This window comes from Thermodesulfomicrobium sp. WS, from assembly GCF_027925145.1.
Classification (GTDB): Bacteria; Desulfobacterota; Desulfovibrionia; order Desulfovibrionales; family Desulfomicrobiaceae; genus Thermodesulfomicrobium.
On the sequence record NZ_AP027130.1, the window covers coordinates 1,302,780 to 1,320,131 of the forward strand.

Sequence of the window (17,352 nt, forward strand, 5' to 3'; positions counted from 1 at the left end):
GCGCCAACGTGGTTTTTGCCCCTTGTCTTTCTTGGGGGCGCACATAAAGATAGCCCCTTGGTGGTCCTTGATGCCTTTTTCGAATGTGGTTGTGATTTTTTGCAAGGAGCAGCAGTTTGAACAGTTTTTCCAAGAATCTTGCTCTGTGGGCCATTATCTGCCTGGTGATGGTGGTGCTCTTCAATATGTTCCAGCAGGCGCCTGCGCCGGTCAATGAACTCACCTATACCGAATTCCTTGCCAAAGTCCGGGCAGGAGAAGTCATGAGCGTGCGCATTCAGGGGCCCAAGATCACAGGGATGCTCACCAGCGAAGGCAAGTTTTCCACCTACGCCCCTGATGATCCCAAGCTGGTGGAAACCCTGGTGGGTGCGGGAGTCCAGGTAAAGGCCGAGCCCCAGGAGGAGGCGCCGTGGTATGTGACGGTACTCGTATCCTGGTTCCCTATGCTGCTTTTGATCGGGGTGTGGATCTTTTTCATGCGCCAGATGCAAGGCGGCGGAGGCAAGGCCATGTCCTTTGGCCGCTCGCGGGCACGGATGATCACCCAAGAAGATACCAAGGTGACCTTTGCCGATGTGGCCGGAGTGGACGAGGCCAAGGAAGAGCTTCAGGAAATTGTTGATTTTCTGAAAGATCCCAAAAAATTCACCCGCCTGGGCGGCCGCATCCCCAAGGGCGTGCTGCTGGTGGGTTCTCCGGGTACCGGCAAGACGCTCCTTGCCCGGGCCGTGGCCGGGGAGGCCGGGGTGCCGTTTTTCTCCATCTCCGGTTCGGATTTCGTGGAGATGTTCGTGGGCGTGGGTGCCGCGCGGGTGCGGGATCTCTTTGTGCAGGGGAAGAAAAATGCGCCGTGCCTCATCTTCATTGATGAAATCGACGCTGTGGGGCGCCAGCGCGGCGCAGGGCTTGGCGGCGGCCACGATGAGCGCGAGCAGACCTTGAACGCCCTCTTGGTGGAGATGGACGGCTTTGAATCCAACGAGGGCGTCATCCTCATTGCGGCCACCAACCGGCCGGACGTCCTTGACCCGGCGCTGTTGCGACCAGGCCGCTTCGACCGCCAGGTAGTGGTGCCCAATCCCGATTTGGGCGGCCGCATCAAGATCCTGCAGGTGCATACCAGACGAACTCCGCTGGCCCCGGATGTGGACTTGGAGACCTTGGCCCGCGGCACTCCAGGCTTTTCCGGCGCGGATCTGGAGAACCTCGTCAACGAGGCGGCCCTGCACGCGGCCAAGCTCGGCCAGGACAAGGTGGCCATGCACAACTTCGAAGAGGCCAAGGACAAGGTACTCATGGGCAAGGAACGGCGCTCTATGATCCTTTCCGAAGAGGAAAAACGCACCACCGCGTATCACGAAGCCGGCCATACCCTGGTGGCCAAGAGCCTGCCGGGCACGGATCCGGTGCACAAGGTCACCATCATTCCCCGCGGCCGCGCTCTGGGCGTGACCATGCAGCTTCCTGGCGAAGATCGGCACACCTATTCCAAAACCTACCTCCAAAACAACCTGGCGGTGCTCTTTGGCGGCCGGGCCGCGGAAGAGCTGGTGTGTGCCACCATCACCACCGGGGCGGGCAATGACATCGAGCGGGCTACGGCCCTTGCCAAGCGCATGGTCTGCGAATGGGGCATGAGCGACGAGTTCGGCCCCATGGCCTTGGGCAAGAAGGACGAACAGGTTTTCCTCGGCCGGGACATCACCCACATCAAGGACTACAGCGAAGAGACCGCCCGCCTCATCGATCAGGAAGTGCGCCGCATCCTCTCCGAGGCCTATGGCACGGCGAAGCGCATCCTGGAGGAACAGCGCGCGGTGCTCGAAGCCTTGGCCCAAGCCTTGGTGGAGCGGGAGACTCTCACCGGCCAGGAGGTGGACCTCATCATGCGCGGCAAAGAACTTCCGCAGGCGGCGGAGTTCGCCTTGGAAGACGACGACACTTCGGGAGATGCGTAGGTGACTGCATCCGTATGGGTCCTCAGGGGCGGCTGGCGCTTGCCCGCCCGGCCCTTTGCCGTGGTGGGGATCGTCAACGTCACCCCGGATTCCTTTTATGACGGCGGCAGGCATTGGGGTACCGAGGCTGCGGTATCCCATGGGCTGACCTTGGCTGGCCAGGGCGCGGCCATGCTCGATGTGGGCGGGGAGAGTACCCGTCCGTTTGCCGACCCCGTACCTGTGCACGAGGAGCTTTCCCGGGTGGTGCCCGTGGTGCGCGCTCTGGCGGCAGCTGCGCCGGCAATCCCCGTGGCCGTGGACACGGTGAAGGCGGAAGTGGCCCGGCAGGCATTGGAAGCCGGGGCCGTGGCCATCAACGATGTCTCGGCCATGGGCATGGATCCGGCGCTGGCGGATGTCCTTGCCCAGTATCAGCCCGGATACGTGCTCATGCATGCCCAAGGCACACCGCAAACCATGCAGGTGGCCCCGCACTACGAGGATGTGGTGGAGGAGGTATTGCGCTTCTTCGAGGCGAAGTTGGCGGTGCTTACCCGTTTTCTCCCCGAGGACCGTATCGTCCTCGATCCGGGCATCGGTTTTGGCAAGACTCTGGAGCACAACCTGGCCCTGCTGCGCGCGGTGGACCGTTTCGCCGCCTTGGGCCGGCCCCTATACATCGGTATTTCGCACAAGTCCTTGTGGAAGGGGCTCCTTGGTCGGGAGGTGGGCGAGCGCCTGCCCGCCACCATCGCCGCCACCGCAGTGCTCGGGTTGCGGGGCATTGCCTTCCACCGCGTCCATGACGTGGGGCCGTGCCGCGACGCCCTCATGGTGGCCGCCGCTTTGGGAGGCGATCGGTGACCAGCTGGAGCTTTGCCATTGGCAATCTGCAGGTCACCTGGCGGGATATCCTGGATATCCTCATCGTTGGGTACATCTTTTTCCGCCTGATCCTCATGATCAAGGGGACCCGGGCCGTGAGCGTGGTCTACGGCCTTGTCCTCGTGGTGGCCTTGTATTTCGCCGCCGGCAAGCTGGGGCTCTATACGCTGCATTGGCTGCTGGGTAACTTTCTCGGTTCGCTTTTTTTGGTGGTCATCATCTTGTTTCGCCGGGATATCCGCAAGGCCTTGGCCGTCATGGGGGCGACCACCATTTTTCGGCGCGAGGCCATGGAAGAGAGCTGCATGGACGAGCTCATCCTGGCCTTGGTGGCCATGGCGAAAAAGCGCATCGGTGCCTTGGTCATCCTGGAGCGCAACATTCCGCTGGGGGATGTGGTGTCCGGAGGGGTGGAGATCGGCGGGCGACTGAGCCGGGACTTGCTCCTGACCATTTTTCATCCGGACACGCCGCTGCATGACGGCGCGGTGCTGGTGCGGGGAGGTCGCATCGAAATGGCGGCCTGCATTCTTCCCTTGGCCACTGGTCTCAAGCACGAGGCCACGCTGGGCACGCGGCATCGGGCGGCCATTGGGGTCACGGAAGAGACCGATGCCGTGGCTTTGGTGGTCTCGGAAGAGCGCGGGACCATTTCTTTGGCGGTGGGCGGGCGGATTACCAGTAGTCTCAACGAGGTACGCTTGAAAAAGGTCCTCTCGGCGGCGATGCGGCGATGATGCGCGATTGGATATACCGCTTTTTGGCCTTGGTGATGGCCATTTTTTGCTGGTACTTGGTCTCGGGCCAGGAAAAGGTGGAGACCTGGCTCGATGTGGCTGTGGAGTTCGTCAACCTGCCGCCGCGCATGGAGGTGCTCTCTGGGTTCCCTTCCAAGGTGCAGGCCCGGGTGCGGGGCACGAGCAACCAGGTGCGCGCCTTGGGAGATGCCCGGCTTGCCTACAAGATCGATCTCTCCACGGTGCGGCCTGGGAAAAACATCGTGCCGCTTTTGCCGGAAAACATGCCGCTCACCTCTGCGGTGGAGATCGTGGAGTTCAACCCTTCGCGTCTGGAGTTTGAGGCCGATGTGCAGGAACATAAAGAAGTCCCGGTGCGCCTTGATTGGAGCGGCGAGCCTGGACCGGATATGCGGGTGGTCAACGCCACGGTGGATCCGGAGAAGGTGATCGTGACCGGCCTGGCGAGCGCCTTGAAAAACCTGAAGGCCGTGCGCACCGAGGCGGTCACCGTGGACCCTGGGGACGGGCGTCTGGTATCGGGCCGGGTGCGTTTGGTGCTGCCTGCGGGGGTTCGGGCCGAAGTGGGGTCCGTGGCCTACACCTTGCAGTTTGCCCCCATCAGTCAGGAAGTATGGATCAAGTTTTCCGTGGAACCCGTGCCCCAAAACTATGCCTTTACGATAGATCCGCGAACCGTCCGGGCCCGTTTGGAGGTGCCGGTGGCGCTGTTGCGGGATAAGGAGTGGCGTGACAAGCTTCATCTGCGTGTGGACCCGGGTGCAGGGCTCGCTGTCGGCGAGCACGCGGTGACGCCGGTGTTGGACGCCCCGGAAGACGTGCGCGTCCTGGAGCTGCGGCCCGAGACCGTGAAAGTCATCGTCAAAGAGGAGAATCCATGACCCAACGACTTTTTGGCACCGACGGCATCCGTGGTCGGGTCAATGAGTATCCCATGCAGCCGGAATTGGTGGTGCGATTGGGCCTGGCTGCGGGCGAGTATTTTCGCAATGGCAAAAAGCGCCACCGCGTGGTCATCGGCAAGGATACCCGGCTTTCGGGGTATGTGTTCGAGACAGCGCTGACTTCGGGCCTGTGCGCCGCAGGGATGGATGTCTATCTCGTGGGACCGCTGCCGACCCCGGCCATCAGCTTTTTGACCCGCAACATGCGTGCGGACCTCGGCATAGTGATCTCGGCATCGCACAACCCCTACCAGGATAATGGCATCAAGTTTTTCGACAAAGACGGCTTCAAACTCCCTGACGAGGTGGAAGACGTTTTGTCCGCCATGGTCCTCGACCGGCATCATGCCTGGAAGACCCCTGCCCATGACGAGGTGGGCCGGGCGCGGAAGATCGAGGACAGTCCCGGCCGCTACATCGTGCACCTCAAAAACTCCTTGCCTGCCGGCATGACCTTGGATGGCCTGCGCATTGTGCTCGACTGCGCCAACGGTGCGGCCTACCGGGTGGCACCATTGGTGCTGGAAGAGCTCGGCGCCACGGTGATCCCCTTGGGCGTGGAGCCCAACGGCGTCAATATCAACCAGGGCTGCGGCTCCCTGCACCCGGAACACATGGTGCAGGCGGTGCGCGCGCACAAGGCGGATTTGGGCTTGGCCCTGGACGGCGACGCCGACCGGCTCATCGTGGTGGACGAGCAGGGAGTGGTGCTCGACGGCGATCAGATCTTGGCCATCTGTGCCGACGAGATGCTGCGCCTTGGGGAACTTGCGGGCAATACCGTGGTGGCCACGGTCATGAGCAATATGGCCTTGGAGGTGTTTCTCCAAGGATTGGGGGCGCAGCTCATACGCACCCAGGTGGGCGACCGCTACGTGGTAGAGGCCATGCGCCGTGGCGGGTTTGTGCTCGGCGGCGAGCAGTCCGGGCACATCATCTTTTTGCGCCACGCCACCACCGGCGATGGGCTGCTGGCCGCGTTGCAGCTGGTGCGCATCATGGTGGCCCGGGAGCGCCCGCTTTCGGAGATGGCCCGCCTGCTTGCGCCGTTTCCTCAGAAATTGGTGAACGTGCCGGTGGCGCGAAAACTCCCGTTTCCGGAGGTCCCCCAGGTGGTGGCGGCGATGACTGCGGCCGAGGAGGCGTTGCGCGGCCGCGGCCGCGTGCTTTTGCGCTACTCCGGGACCGAGCCGCTGCTGCGGGTGATGGTGGAGGCCGATGATCCGGCTGTGGTGGAGCATTGGTGTCAGGAGCTCTGCGCGGCAGTGGACGCCGGTCTTGGGGAGCGGTAATGGCGATTCCGAGGAAACCGGCGTGTGCGTGCGCCACGACCGATGTTGTTATGCTAAGGAGCGATCCATGCAAGTGCGCAAGGTAGTCATTCCCGTGGCGGGGTGGGGGACCCGGTCCCTGCCGGCGACCAAGAATCTTCCCAAGGAAATTTTGCCGGTATTTCGCAAACCTGCCATTCAATACATCGTCGAGGAGGCCATTGCCTCGGGCCTCTCGGATGTGGTGTTCGTCAACCAGCAGAACAAACGTATCATCGAGGACCACTTCGACCACAACCTCTCTTTGGAGCAGTACCTGGAGCGCACCGGCAAGACCGCGCTCCTGGAAGAGGTACGGCGGGTGGCGGAGATGGCCAACGTCATCGTGGTGCGCCAAAAAGAGCAGCGCGGGTTGGGGCATGCGGTGGCCTGTGCCCGGGAGGTCATCAAAGACGAGCCCTTTGCCGTCATGGTGGGCGATGACCTCATGTTCCATCGCGACCCAGGCATCCATCAACTCCTCGATGTCTTCCACAACGAGCACATGCCTGTGGTGGGGGTCATGGAGGTGCCGCGGGACAAGGTCTCCCGGTACGGTATCATCGATGCCGAGGAATACGCCCCGGGCCTGTACCGCATCCGCGGGGTACTCGAAAAACCTTCTGCCGATACCGCGCCTTCGCGTCTGGCCATCGTGGGGCGTTACGTGCTGACGCCCGAGGTGTTTTCCCACCTGGAGGCCGCAAGCCCGGATGCCAGCGGTGAGATCCAGCTCACCGACGCCCTGGCGGGGTTGGCGCGCCAGAACCGCCTGTTGGCGGTGAAACTCTACGGCCAGCGCTTCGATATCGGCGATTGGGTGGATTACCTGGCGGCCAATATCTACTTCGCCCTTCAGGACGACGAACTCCACGACGACCTCTCCGCCCGGCTGCGGGACTTTCTGCCGCCGGTGCGCTAAGCTCCGGGGCGGGTCTTTCCGCCCCTTCCATCGATGTCCTCTTGTGCCGTATGTTCCGTTGATGTGCTGGCGGCACCGTACGCCCGCTACACCTACGCATTGCCGCCGTATTTTCCCGGGCATCTCTGGCAGCGGGGAATGCGGGTGCTCATCCCTTTGGGCCGGCGCTTGGTGGTGGGGGTGCTTGCGGCCTTGGAGGCAGAAACGCCCCCTGGGGCGCTGCGTTCGGTGCTTCTTCCCTTGGACCGGGAGCCTTTGCTGGACGCCGCCTACCTGCAGATGGTGGAGGCCTTGGCCGTGCGCCAGATCCAGACTCCAGGCGAGGTGCTTGCACGGCTCCTTCCCGCGCCGTTGCGTCAGGTGCCGCGGTTGCGTTGGGATGGCGCTGCTTTTGCCCCGCAGCGTCTCTTGGATGCCGAGACGGCCACCCGGGCGGCCCTTGCCTTGGCTGCAGGGAGGCTGGTCGTGGACGTCCCGGTGCAGGCGGCAAAGCTCGTGGTGGAGCTGGTAAGCCCGCCCCCATGGCCCATCCGCCCCCGGGCCGAGCGGCAGCGGGCCGTTCTGCGGTATTTGGATCTCCATGGGCCGTGTACTCGGGAACGTCTGCGGCAGGCATTGGGGCCGGAATGCGTGGCCGCGCTGCCCACCTTGGTGGAGCGGGGCCTGGTGCGGCTGCTCCAAGAGGACGTTTTGCAGCAGCTGCCGAGTGCGGTAAGGGAGCCGGTGACACTCAATGAGGAGCAGCGACGCGCAGTGGCGGAGCTTGGCGCGCTTTTGCGCCGTCCTGCGGCGGCCACGGCGCTGCTCTTTGGAGTCACGGGCAGCGGCAAGACCGCGGTCTACCTGCGTTTGGTGGAGCAGACGCTCGCGGAGGGCGGCCAGGCCATGGTCCTGGCGCCGGAAGTGGCCCTGGCCTTGAAGCTCGCCGGCGAGGTGCAGGCCGTTTTTCCCCATGCACCCGTGCTGGTATATCACGGATATTTGTCCCCAGCGCAGCGGGCGCGTCTTTTTGTGGAGGCGCGCTCCCTTACCGGACCGGCGGTGGTGGTGGGTACGCGTTCGGCCTTGTTTTTGCCCGTGCGCCCCCGGCTCATCGTGCTCGATGAAGAGCACGACGCCTCCTTCAAGCAGGACGAGGGCCTGGGGTACCAGGCCAAGGAAGTGGCCCATGCGCGCATTGCCGCCACCGATGGCCTTTTGCTCTTGGGCTCCGCCACACCGGATATCAAAGTCTACCACGCGGCCCAGGAAGGGCGGATCCACCTGGTGCGGCTTTCCCAGCGCGCCAACGCCCAGCCGGTACCCCGGGTGGACTTGGTGGACATGCGGCCCCATGGGGACGCCGTCTTCGCCCCGCAGGTGCGCGCTGCCGTGGATGCGGCCCTCGAGCGGGGCGAGCAGGTGGTCATCCTCCACAACCGCCGGGGATATGCGCCCATTCTCGTGTGCCGCGGGTGCGCGGAGCCGGTGCGCTGCCCGCAATGCCGCATCTCGCTCACCTGGCACAAGTCCCGGGAGATTTTGCTCTGCCACTACTGCGGGTTTCACCTGGAGTTTCCGCTCTTGTGTCCCACGTGCCGGGGCGGGGACTTCGATCCCTTAGGTGAAGGCACGGAGCGGCTGGAAGAATGGCTGCGCCGCGAACTTCCTCCGGAAGTGGCGGTGGCGCGTCTGGACCGGGACACCGGCCGCCGGCCCGAGCGCATTCAGGAGACCTTGGAAGCGTTCTCCCAGGGGAAAACCCAGGTGCTGGTGGGGACCCAGATGCTCTGCAAAGGCCACCACTTCCCGGGCGTCTCGCTGGTCGTGGTGGTGGACGGGGATTTGGGGCTCAATGTGCCGGATTTTCGCGCCGTGGAGCGTTCATTCCAGATGCTGGTGCAGGTGGCTGGCCGCGCAGGCCGCGGGGAAGTGCCGGGACAGGTCTTTGTGCAGACCCGCAATCCCGAGCATCCGTGCTGGGGCTTCGTGGCCCATGCGGACTTCGAGGGCATGTGCCGCTCCGAGTTGGCCATGCGCCGGGCCATGGGGTACCCGCCTTTCGTGAAGCTGGCCTTGGTGCGTCTGTCCATCCCTGCCGAGGGCGGGGACGTGGCCCTGGTGGGGAGGGTGGGCGCGGTCTTGCGCGAGGAGGCCCGGCGCCATCAGGTGACCGTCCTGGGCCCGGCCCCGGCACCCTTGGCCATGCTGCGCGGCAGAAAACGTTTCCATTGCCTGCTCAAGGGCGACGACTGGCCGCGGTTGCGTGCCGTATGCCAGGCGGGTATGGCGCAGGCGCGCCGAGAAAAGCACATCCGCATGTCCGTGGATTTCGACCCCGTGGACATGCTTTAAAAGGAGTCTACCATGCAACGAACGGTGATCGTGGATGTGGTGCATGCGGATGCGCCGATGGAAGCAGTAACGGTCATGGGGTGGGTCCGCACCAAGCGGGAGAGTAAAGACTTTGCCTTTCTGGAAATCAATGACGGATCCTGTCTGAAGAACTTGCAGGTGGTGGTGGACGCAGGGACACCAGGATGGGAAGATCTGCCCAGGATCCTCACCGGCGCCTCTATCCAGGTGCGCGGCGCCGTGGTCCCGTCCCCTGGCAAAGGGCAGCGCTGGGAAGTGCGCGCCCAGGAAGTCGCCGTCATCGGCGAAGCCGGCCCCGAATATCCATTGCAGAAAAAGCGTCACACGGACGAATTTTTGCGCACCATTGCCCATCTTCGCCCGCGTACCAACAAATACGGCGCCCTGTATCGCATCCGCGCCCGTCTTGCCCATGCGGTGCATCAGTATTTCCATGACCATGGCTTCTATTTGGTGCACGCACCCATCATCACCGGCTCGGACTGCGAGGGCGCGGGCGAGATGTTCCAGGTGACCACCTTGCCCCTGGAGGCCGTGCCCCTGGAAAAGGGGGCGGTGCGCTATGAGGACGACTTCTTTGGCCGTCCTGCATCGCTCACCGTATCCGGACAGCTTGCCGCCGAGAACCTGGCCTGCGCCTTGGGGCGGGTCTATACCTTTGGCCCCACCTTCCGGGCGGAAAATTCCAACACCCCCAAGCACGCGGCCGAGTTCTGGATGATCGAGCCGGAGATGGCCTTTGCCACCCTTGCCGATGACATGGATCTGGCCGAGGATTTGGTGCGCAGCATGGTGCAGTATGCGCTTGCCCACTGCGCCGAGGATCTCGCCCTGTTCGCCCAATTCGTGGAGCCGACCTTGATGGCCACCCTGGAAAACGTGGCCACCAAACCCTTCGTGCGCATGCCGTACGCCGAGGCCATGGAGGTCCTGGGCCGCAGCGGCAAGGAGTTCCAGTTCCCGGTGGGCTTTGGCCACGACTTGCAGACCGAGCACGAACGCTATTTGACGGAAGAGTACTGTAAAGCCCCGGTCATCGTCTACGACTACCCCAAGGAAATCAAAGCATTCTATATGCGCATGAATGACGATGGGCGCACCGTTGCCGCCATGGACCTTTTGGTACCGCGTATCGGCGAGCTCGTTGGCGGCAGTGCCCGTGAAGAACGCCTCGATATGCTTTCCCGTCGCATGGAAGAGCTGGGTATGCCGCAAGAAGAATATTGGTGGTACTTGGATCTCCGGCGTTTTGGTACCGTGCCGCACGCAGGATTCGGCATGGGCTTCGAGCGCCTGCTCATGCTCATTACCGGCGTGAGCAATATCCGCGACGTCATTCCGTTCCCGCGGACCCCGAAGCATTTGGAGTTTTAGCTGCCGCAGTCATGCCCGTTGGGGCCGCCTTCTGGGATGGCGGCCCCTATGCCGCCGTGTTCGCCACTCTGAAATAACGTTCGCAAATTCCAAGCGCGGGGTTGCTTCGCGACCCTTGACCTCTGGCGCCGCCGGGCATACGCGGCGGCGTTTTCTTTTTGGGCATCCATGGGAGTATGTATGGAACCAACACTGCAGAAGAAGTTTGGCTTGGGTACCGCCATTGCCATGGTCGTGGGCATTGTCATTGGCAGTGGTGTCTTTTTCAAGGCGGAAAAGATTCTCGTGGCCACGGGCGGGGACTTGCTCTTGGGGATTTACGCCTGGCTTTTGGGCGGAATGATCATGATTTCCTGCGCCGCCACCTTCGCGGTCATGGCCACCAAGTATGAACGGGTCAACGGCATCGTGGATTATGCCGAGGCGGCGCTCGGGAAAACCTACGGATATTATGTGGGGCTGTTTATGGCGCTCATCTACTACCCCACGTTGACCTCAGTTCTGGCCTGGGTATCCGCACGCTATACAGCGGTACTTTTCGGTTGGGACATCACCGGCGGTGCGTGTATGACGCTTTCCGCCATGTATTTGGTAGGAAGCTACGCCCTCAATGCCTTGAGCCCTGTGCTTGCCGGACGTTTTCAGGTGTCCACCACCATCATCAAACTGATTCCTCTAGCGCTCATGGCCGTGGTGGGGACCATGTATGGCCTCAACACCGGCATGCTCGCCTTCAACTTCGAGAACGTCGTCCACGAAGTGGATTTTTGGCATGGCCTGTTTGTGGCGGTGGTGGCCACGTCTTTTGCCTATGAAGGCTGGATCATTGCCACGAGCATCAATGCGGAGCTCAAAAACGCCAAGCGCAATCTCCCCATTGCCCTGATGTTGGGCACGTTCATCGTGATGTTGGTCTACATTTTGTATTATGTGGGGCTGGCGGGCACTATTGCCAGCGAAACCTTGATGGCCGGGGCGCAGGAAGGCGTGCGCACGGCGTTTTCCGTCATCTTCTCGCAGCGCGCCGGTACCGTGCTGTTGGTGTTTATCATCATCTCCTGTCTGGGGACCCTGAACGGATTGATGCTCGGGTGCACCCGCGGCGTGTATTCCGTGGCCGTGCGCAGCAGCAGCACAGTGACGCCGATGTTCCGGCAGATCGATCCCGTCACCAACATGCCGGTCAATTCTGCGGTATTTGGGCTGCTGCTTTGCGGGATATGGTTGGTGTTCTTCTACGGCGCCAACTTGACCACACCGTGGTTCGGATTCTTCTGTTTCGATTCTTCGGAGCTTCCCATCGTCACGCTGTACGCCATGTACATCCCCATTTTTTTGATGTTCATGCGCAACGAGACGACGCTTTCTTGGGGCAAACGTTTCGTCATGCCGGTACTGGCTATCGTGGGCAGCGTCTTTATGATCTATGCTGCCTATTTTTCCCACGGCAGCGCCGTGTTGGCGTATCTGATCGTCTTTGCGGGGATGCTGGCGTTGGGGCGGATGCTGCTTGGCCCTTCTGGAGAGCTGGAAGCGGCTTGAGCGGCGTTCGTGGTGCGTGAAGATCGGCTCCGTGGCCCGGAACTTCCGGGCCACGGGGTTTATTTTTTGGTTTCGCGATCAGGGATGGCGGTGGGCTCACCTACCGGGAGTTCCCAGAGGGCGTCTTCCAGGCCGAGCTTACCAAGCTCCGAGCGAAAGCGTTGGGTGTTGTGTTCCAGCACCGGGAAGGAGCCCCAATGCATGGGGCACACGCGTTTGGGCCGCAGCATCAGGGTGGCCAGGGCGGCCTGGGCGGGATCCATGGTGAAGACCCCACCGATGGGAAGCAAGGCCACATCGATGGTATAGAGTTTGCCCCACAAGGCCATGCTGGAAAAGATCGCGGTGTCGCCGGCGTGGTACACGGTGGTGCCGTCTTCGAGCTCGATGATGAATCCCACCGGGTGGCCGACGCTGCAGGAATGAAATGCCTGGGTCATGGTGATGCGGATGCCGTCGTATTCCACGGTGCCGCCCATGTTGAAGCCGATGCCGTTGAGCACCTGCTCTTGGGGGACCCCTTGCTGCACAAGACTCCCCGCCAATTCCACGATGGCCCCGAGCTTTGCCCCGGTGTGGCGGCAGAGCTCCACGGCTTGTCCCACGTGGTCTGCGTGATCGTGGGTGACCAGCACAAGGTCCGGCCGTACTTCCAGAGAGGTCTTGGGGGCGGATGGATTTTCCAGCCAGGGGTCGATGGCGATGGTATGCTTGGGCGTGGTGATGACAAAGGCCGCGTGGCCGAGCCAGGTGATGTGGTTCATGGCTGCTCCTTGATGGTGGTGTCGTGGCGGAAGATCACGAGGGTGTGGTCTTCACCTGCCAGTTCCCGGTCGATGATGGCGGCGATGCGTTCCCAATCGCCGCCGCCGAAGCCGGCGCCGATCTTCGGGTATCCAATGCGTTTGCCCGAGAAGCGTTTTTTGATCTGCCGAAAAGCGCTGGCCACGGCGTCGTAGTCCACAAGGGGACCGTCGCCGTACCAATGGTATTGGGTATAGGCGTTGACGATGGTCAGTTCTCCATGGCGGGTGTGCACTGTAGCCGTGGAAATGGAGCCGAGCTTTTTGCGGTCTCCGCTGATGGTGCGGCTGTCAGCGAGATAGGCCTCAGGGAACGTGTCGCGGATGGCCTTGGCGATGCCTGCTTCCATCATGCACATGCAATTGCAGCCGTGGACGATGACGTCAAAGGCCCCTTGCAGGGCCAAGGCGATGAGGTCTCCGAAGACGATCTGCATGGCCGCCCTCCCTTGGGTCATGTTTTTTGCGTCCCTTATGCCAAACGGAGCGGCTCCACAAGGCCAAAGCCGAAGAAATCATCCTTGGGTATCCAGGCGTTCCGGGCCGGCCAAGGGATGGCGCAGCGGCAGGCGCACGGTGAAGGTGGTGCCTTCCGTGGGTGTGGAGGTGAAGTGCACGCTGCCAGCCAGGTAGTTTTCCACGAAAAGGCGTATGCCATAGGTGCCGAAGCCGCGGCCGGTGCCTTTGGTGGAATGGCCGCGCTGAAAGATGCGGGCTTGCACCTCGGCGGGGATGACTCCAGGATTGTGGACCGCGATGCGGGCGAACGCCCCTTCTGGAGCGACGGTGATGGTGACGGTTGTCCCTTCGCTGCTGGCCTCCAAGGCGTTTTTGAGCAGGTTTTCCACGATGCGGGTGATGAGCTGCGGGTCCGAGACCATGGGCAGGGCTGCTGGGGCCTGGATGGCGAGGTGTTTGTCTTTCGCCAGGGGATGGGGACGGTGGATGGCCACCAGTTGCCGACACAAGGCCGCCAGATCCACGGGATCGAGAGCAACGGAAAACGTGCCGCGCTCTGCAGCGTGCAGGGTCTTGTAGGCCTGGATTTCCCGCACCATGCTCCAGGCGCGCTCCAGGACCATGGAGAGAAATTCGTCCATTTCTCCGGTGTGCTGCTCGGTGAGCAGGGTGAGCGCGCCCACCAAGGCGTTCATGCCGTTGAGCAGGTCGTGGAAAAAGACCCGCTCGAGGACTTGATGCTCGGTGGCCTCGTTGGTGGGCAGCAGGGAGAAGAGGGCAAAGGAGGTAAAGCCCACGTGAAAGGGGGCCACGGTGACTTGCGCGTTGATGGCCTGGATGCGCCCTTCGGCGCGGCGGAGAAAGGCCGTCGTGATGTGCGCAGGCGTGCCTTGGTGCAAGGCCTGGGCCAGGGCCTGGGCCGCGCCACATTGGCGGCAGGCTTCGGTGGTGCCGCAGCCTAAGGGGCCGGCGGAATGGACACAGGCCAGGAATTCTCCTGGGCGTTTGCCCACGATGGCGTCTTCGGCGTTGGCAGCGCCAAAAGCGAGAAAGCTTGGGCTCGCCCGGAGAATTTGCCGGGTGTGGGTGACGATGGCCCACGGTGTTTCGAGGAGATAGAGGAGCCGGAGGTCCCGGTAGCGCGGCAGGATCTCCCGCCACAAAAGCAGGAGATCCGGCCGCATGCGCTCTGCTGGAAGGAAGTGGGTCCGTGGGCGCATGGGAATCGGTTACGCGGATTCGGGGCAGATAGGGTCGTGCGCCGCCAGACCCGCATCGTCGGTGAGTTCCATGGCCCGGGCGGCCCGCACCTCATCAAGACGCGTGATGGGAAGCCGCGTGGGCGCCGCGTGGAGGGCGTCCGGGTTTTCCCGGGCTTGGCGCAGGATGTCCACCAGGTCGTCCACGAAGCGGTCCAGGGTTTCCTTGCTCTCGGTCTCGGTGGGCTCGATCATGAGGCATTCTTTGACGATGAGCGGGAAGTAGATGGTAGGCGCGTAGTGGCCGCGGTCGAGCAGCGCCTTGGCGATGTCCAGGGCTCGCACCCCACAGGAGGCGGCCAGCTCCGCCGCCGAGGCCACGAATTCGTGCATACAGGTGCGGTCATAAGGAATTTCCAGGTGCCCCCGCAACCGGGCGCGGAGATAGTTGGCCGCCAGCACCGCATTTTCCGATACCCGAACGATTCCCTCGCGGCCCAGACGCAGCATGTAGGCGTAGGCTTTGAGGATGACCCCGAAGTTGCCGTAGAAGGGCGCGATGTAGCCAATGGATTTGGGGTAGTCGTAGTTGAGGGAGTATTGGCCGTCGTCGAGCTTCACCACCCGCGAGATGGGCAGATACGGCTCGAGACGCTGGCTGACCCCCACCGGGCCGGCCCCCGGACCGCCGCCGCCGTGGGGAGTGGCGAAGGTCTTGTGGAGGTTCACGTGCACCACGTCGAAACCGGCATCGCCCACCCGCATCTTGCCCATGATGGCGTTGAGGTTGGCGCCGTCGTAGTAGAGGAGGCCATCCACGCTGTGGACGAGCTCCACGATGCGCGGCAAATTGCGCTCGAAAAGCCCCAGGGTATTGGGGCAGGTCATCATGAGCCCCGCCACTTCGTCGTCCAGGACCTTCTCCAGCTCCGCAGGGTCGATGATGCCGTCATGGGAAGGGATGGACACCACCTGATAGCCGGCAATGGCCGCGGAAGCGGGGTTGGTGCCGTGGGCCGAGTCCGGGACGATGATCTTGGTCTTGGTGTTGCCTTTGTCGCGGTGGTAGGCGGCCATGAGCATGACGCCGGTGAGTTCCCCGTGGGCCCCGGCCAGGGGCTGCAGGGTGAAGGCGTGCATGCCGGTGATGGCGCAGAGGAAGCGTTCCGTCTCGTAGAGGACCTCCAGCGCCCCCTGGGTGAGGTGCCCGGCCCCGCGCAGCTGCGGCACCAGGGGATGCAAGGAGGTAAACCCCGGATGACTGGCGGCCACTTCGGTGAACTTGGGGTTGTACTTCATGGTGCACGACCCCAAGGGGTAGAAATTGCCATCCACACTGAAATTCAGCCGGGAGAGCTCCGTGAAATGGCGGACCGTGTCCAGTTCCGAGAGTTCCGGCAGCGCTGGGGCGCTGTCGCGCAGCAGGGAAGGATCCAGCAGGGCCGCAGGCTCGGTCTTGGGAGCCGGCGGCCAGACCCCAGTGCGGCCGGGACGGGATTTGGCGAAAACGGTCTTCACAAGGCACCTCCGATGTATTCGGCCAGGATACCGATGTCCTGACGCGAAGTCTTTTCCGTACACGCCACCAGCAGATGGTTCTCCAGGCCCGGGTAGTAGCGGCCCAGGGGAAATCCCGGAACGATGTTCTTGGCGAGGAGGGTATCGATGATGGCGTAGGCCCGCACCGGCAGCTCGACGGTGAATTCGTTGCCAAAGGGACCTTGGTTGTAGATGCGCACTCCAGGCAGGGCCTCCAGGCGCCGGGATGCGTAATGGGCGCGCTCCATGGAGATTTGGGCGGTACGCCGCAGCCCTTCCGGCCCCAGAAGGCAGACGTAGATCAGGGCGCGCAGGGCGCACAGGGCCTGGTTGGAACAGATGTTGGAGGTGGCCTTGTCGCGGCGGATGTGCTGCTCGCGCGCTTGCAAGGTGAGCACGAACCCGCTCTTGCCGTTGGCATCCACCGTGCGGCCCACCACCCGGCCGGGCATCTGGCGCACCAATGCCTTGCGGCAGGTCATGATCCCCAAATACGGCCCGCCGAAGGAAAGCGGCAGCCCCAGGCTCTGACCCTCGGCCACGGCCACGTCCGCCCCCATGGCCCCGGGGGTGCGCAGCACGCTTTGGAGAATGGGATAGACGGAGAGTATGGACACCGCGCCGTGCTTGCGGGCAGTGGCGCAGAGGTCGGTATAGTCGTGGACGGTGCCGAAGAAGTTGGGGTTTTGGACGATGACCGCGGCGGTGGCGTCGTTGATGGCTGCGCTCAGGGCCCCCAAGTCCGCCACCCCTTCCTGCTGCGGGATCGTGACGAGCTCCAGATGCAGGTTGGTGGTGTAGCTTTTGAGCATCACCCGGTAGATGGGGTTGACGCACTCGGAGATGACGATGCGGGTGCGCTTGGTGTGGCGCACGGCCATCATGATGGCCTCGTAGAGGGCGGTGCCGCCGTCGTAGAGGGAGGCATTGGCCACTTCCATGTCCATGAGCCGGGCCATGGCGGTCTGGTATTCGAAGATGGCCTGGAGGATGCCCTGGGATGCCTCGGCCTGGTAGGGGGTGTAGGCGGTGACGAACTCGCTCCTGCCCGCCAGGGCGTCCACTGCCGCTGGGATGGCGTGATCGTAGAAACCTGCTCCCAAGAAGGAGATCAGGTCGGTGCTGTTTTTAGCCGCCAGCTGGGCCAGGTGGCGCAGGACATGGTCTTCACTTTTTCCTGCGGGCAAATCCAGTTCCGGGGACCGCAGGGACGCGGGGATATCGGCGAAGAGCGCTTCGATGGAAGCGGCGCCGATAGCCGCCAGCATGGCCTGCTGATCTTCCGGCGTGTGCGCAATGTATGGCATGAGGCGCGCCTC

The 17,352-nt window shown here is 63.0% G+C and carries 14 protein-coding genes; 9 read left to right on the forward strand and 5 right to left on the reverse strand.

The window, feature by feature from the left end:
- Positions 1 to 116: 116 nt before the first annotated feature.
- The 9 genes from ftsH (at position 117) to QMF81_RS06360 (ending at position 12,033) form a co-directional block, all read left to right on the forward strand.
- Positions 117 to 1,961: an ATP-dependent zinc metalloprotease FtsH gene (ftsH, locus tag QMF81_RS06320; RefSeq protein WP_281749886.1), complete on the forward strand. Its 1,845-nt coding sequence runs from the start codon at positions 117 to 119 to the stop codon at positions 1,959 to 1,961.
- Positions 1,962 to 2,807, forward strand: a complete 846-nt coding sequence (folP, locus tag QMF81_RS06325) for a dihydropteroate synthase (RefSeq protein WP_281749887.1) — start codon at positions 1,962 to 1,964, stop codon at positions 2,805 to 2,807.
- Positions 2,804 to 3,565 (forward strand): diadenylate cyclase CdaA, encoded by a 762-nt coding sequence (gene cdaA, locus QMF81_RS06330; protein WP_281749888.1) that lies wholly within the window; start codon positions 2,804 to 2,806, stop codon positions 3,563 to 3,565. The genes folP and cdaA overlap by 4 nt, the downstream gene beginning before the upstream one ends.
- Positions 3,562 to 4,467 carry a CdaR family protein gene (locus tag QMF81_RS06335; RefSeq protein WP_281749889.1) on the forward strand — a complete coding sequence of 302 codons (906 nt, stop codon included), beginning with the start codon at positions 3,562 to 3,564 and terminating at the stop codon, positions 4,465 to 4,467. The genes cdaA and QMF81_RS06335 overlap by 4 nt, the downstream gene beginning before the upstream one ends.
- Positions 4,464 to 5,822 carry a phosphoglucosamine mutase gene (glmM, locus tag QMF81_RS06340; RefSeq protein ID WP_281749890.1) on the forward strand — a complete coding sequence of 453 codons (1,359 nt, stop codon included), beginning with the start codon at positions 4,464 to 4,466 and terminating at the stop codon, positions 5,820 to 5,822. Before QMF81_RS06335 ends, glmM begins: the two co-directional genes overlap by 4 nt.
- A gap of 67 nt (positions 5,823 to 5,889) precedes the next feature.
- Positions 5,890 to 6,762, forward strand: coding sequence for a UTP--glucose-1-phosphate uridylyltransferase GalU (gene galU / locus QMF81_RS06345; RefSeq protein ID WP_281749891.1), 873 nt, complete (start codon positions 5,890 to 5,892; stop codon positions 6,760 to 6,762).
- Positions 6,763 to 6,795: 33 nt separating this feature from the next.
- Positions 6,796 to 9,096: a primosomal protein N' gene (gene priA, locus QMF81_RS06350; RefSeq protein ID WP_281749893.1), complete on the forward strand. Its 2,301-nt coding sequence runs from the start codon at positions 6,796 to 6,798 to the stop codon at positions 9,094 to 9,096.
- A 12-nt stretch (positions 9,097 to 9,108) separates the two neighbouring features.
- A complete protein-coding gene (asnS, locus tag QMF81_RS06355) occupies positions 9,109 to 10,491 on the forward strand; it encodes an asparagine--tRNA ligase (protein WP_281749894.1) in 1,383 nt (460 codons plus the stop codon).
- Between the two features lie 180 nt (positions 10,492 to 10,671).
- On the forward strand, positions 10,672 to 12,033 hold the full coding sequence (locus QMF81_RS06360) for an amino acid permease (protein ID WP_281749896.1): 1,362 nt from the start codon (positions 10,672 to 10,674) through the stop codon (positions 12,031 to 12,033).
- 59 nt (positions 12,034 to 12,092) lie between these two features.
- Here the strand turns inward: QMF81_RS06360 and QMF81_RS06365 are convergent, their stop codons facing one another.
- The 5 genes from QMF81_RS06365 to gcvPA all read right to left on the reverse strand — a co-directional run bounded on the left by QMF81_RS06365 (position 12,093) and on the right by gcvPA (position 17,340).
- The gene (locus tag QMF81_RS06365; RefSeq protein ID WP_281749897.1) at positions 12,093 to 12,797 is read right to left on the reverse strand and encodes a metal-dependent hydrolase; all 705 of its coding nucleotides are present in this window, start codon (positions 12,795 to 12,797) and stop codon (positions 12,093 to 12,095) included.
- On the reverse strand, positions 12,794 to 13,273 hold the full coding sequence (locus QMF81_RS06370; RefSeq protein ID WP_281749898.1) for a macro domain-containing protein: 480 nt from the start codon (positions 13,271 to 13,273) through the stop codon (positions 12,794 to 12,796). Before QMF81_RS06370 ends, QMF81_RS06365 begins: the two co-directional genes overlap by 4 nt.
- 78 nt (positions 13,274 to 13,351) lie before the next feature.
- Positions 13,352 to 14,515, reverse strand: coding sequence for a HAMP domain-containing sensor histidine kinase (locus tag QMF81_RS06375; protein ID WP_281749899.1), 1,164 nt, complete (start codon positions 14,513 to 14,515; stop codon positions 13,352 to 13,354).
- 9 nt (positions 14,516 to 14,524) lie between these two features.
- Positions 14,525 to 16,012: an aminomethyl-transferring glycine dehydrogenase subunit GcvPB gene (gene gcvPB / locus QMF81_RS06380; RefSeq protein ID WP_281749900.1), complete on the reverse strand. Its 1,488-nt coding sequence runs from the start codon at positions 16,010 to 16,012 to the stop codon at positions 14,525 to 14,527.
- Positions 16,009 to 17,340 carry an aminomethyl-transferring glycine dehydrogenase subunit GcvPA gene (gcvPA, locus tag QMF81_RS06385; RefSeq protein ID WP_281749901.1) on the reverse strand — a complete coding sequence of 444 codons (1,332 nt, stop codon included), beginning with the start codon at positions 17,338 to 17,340 and terminating at the stop codon, positions 16,009 to 16,011. The genes gcvPB and gcvPA overlap by 4 nt, the downstream gene beginning before the upstream one ends.
- Positions 17,341 to 17,352 lie beyond the last annotated feature (12 nt).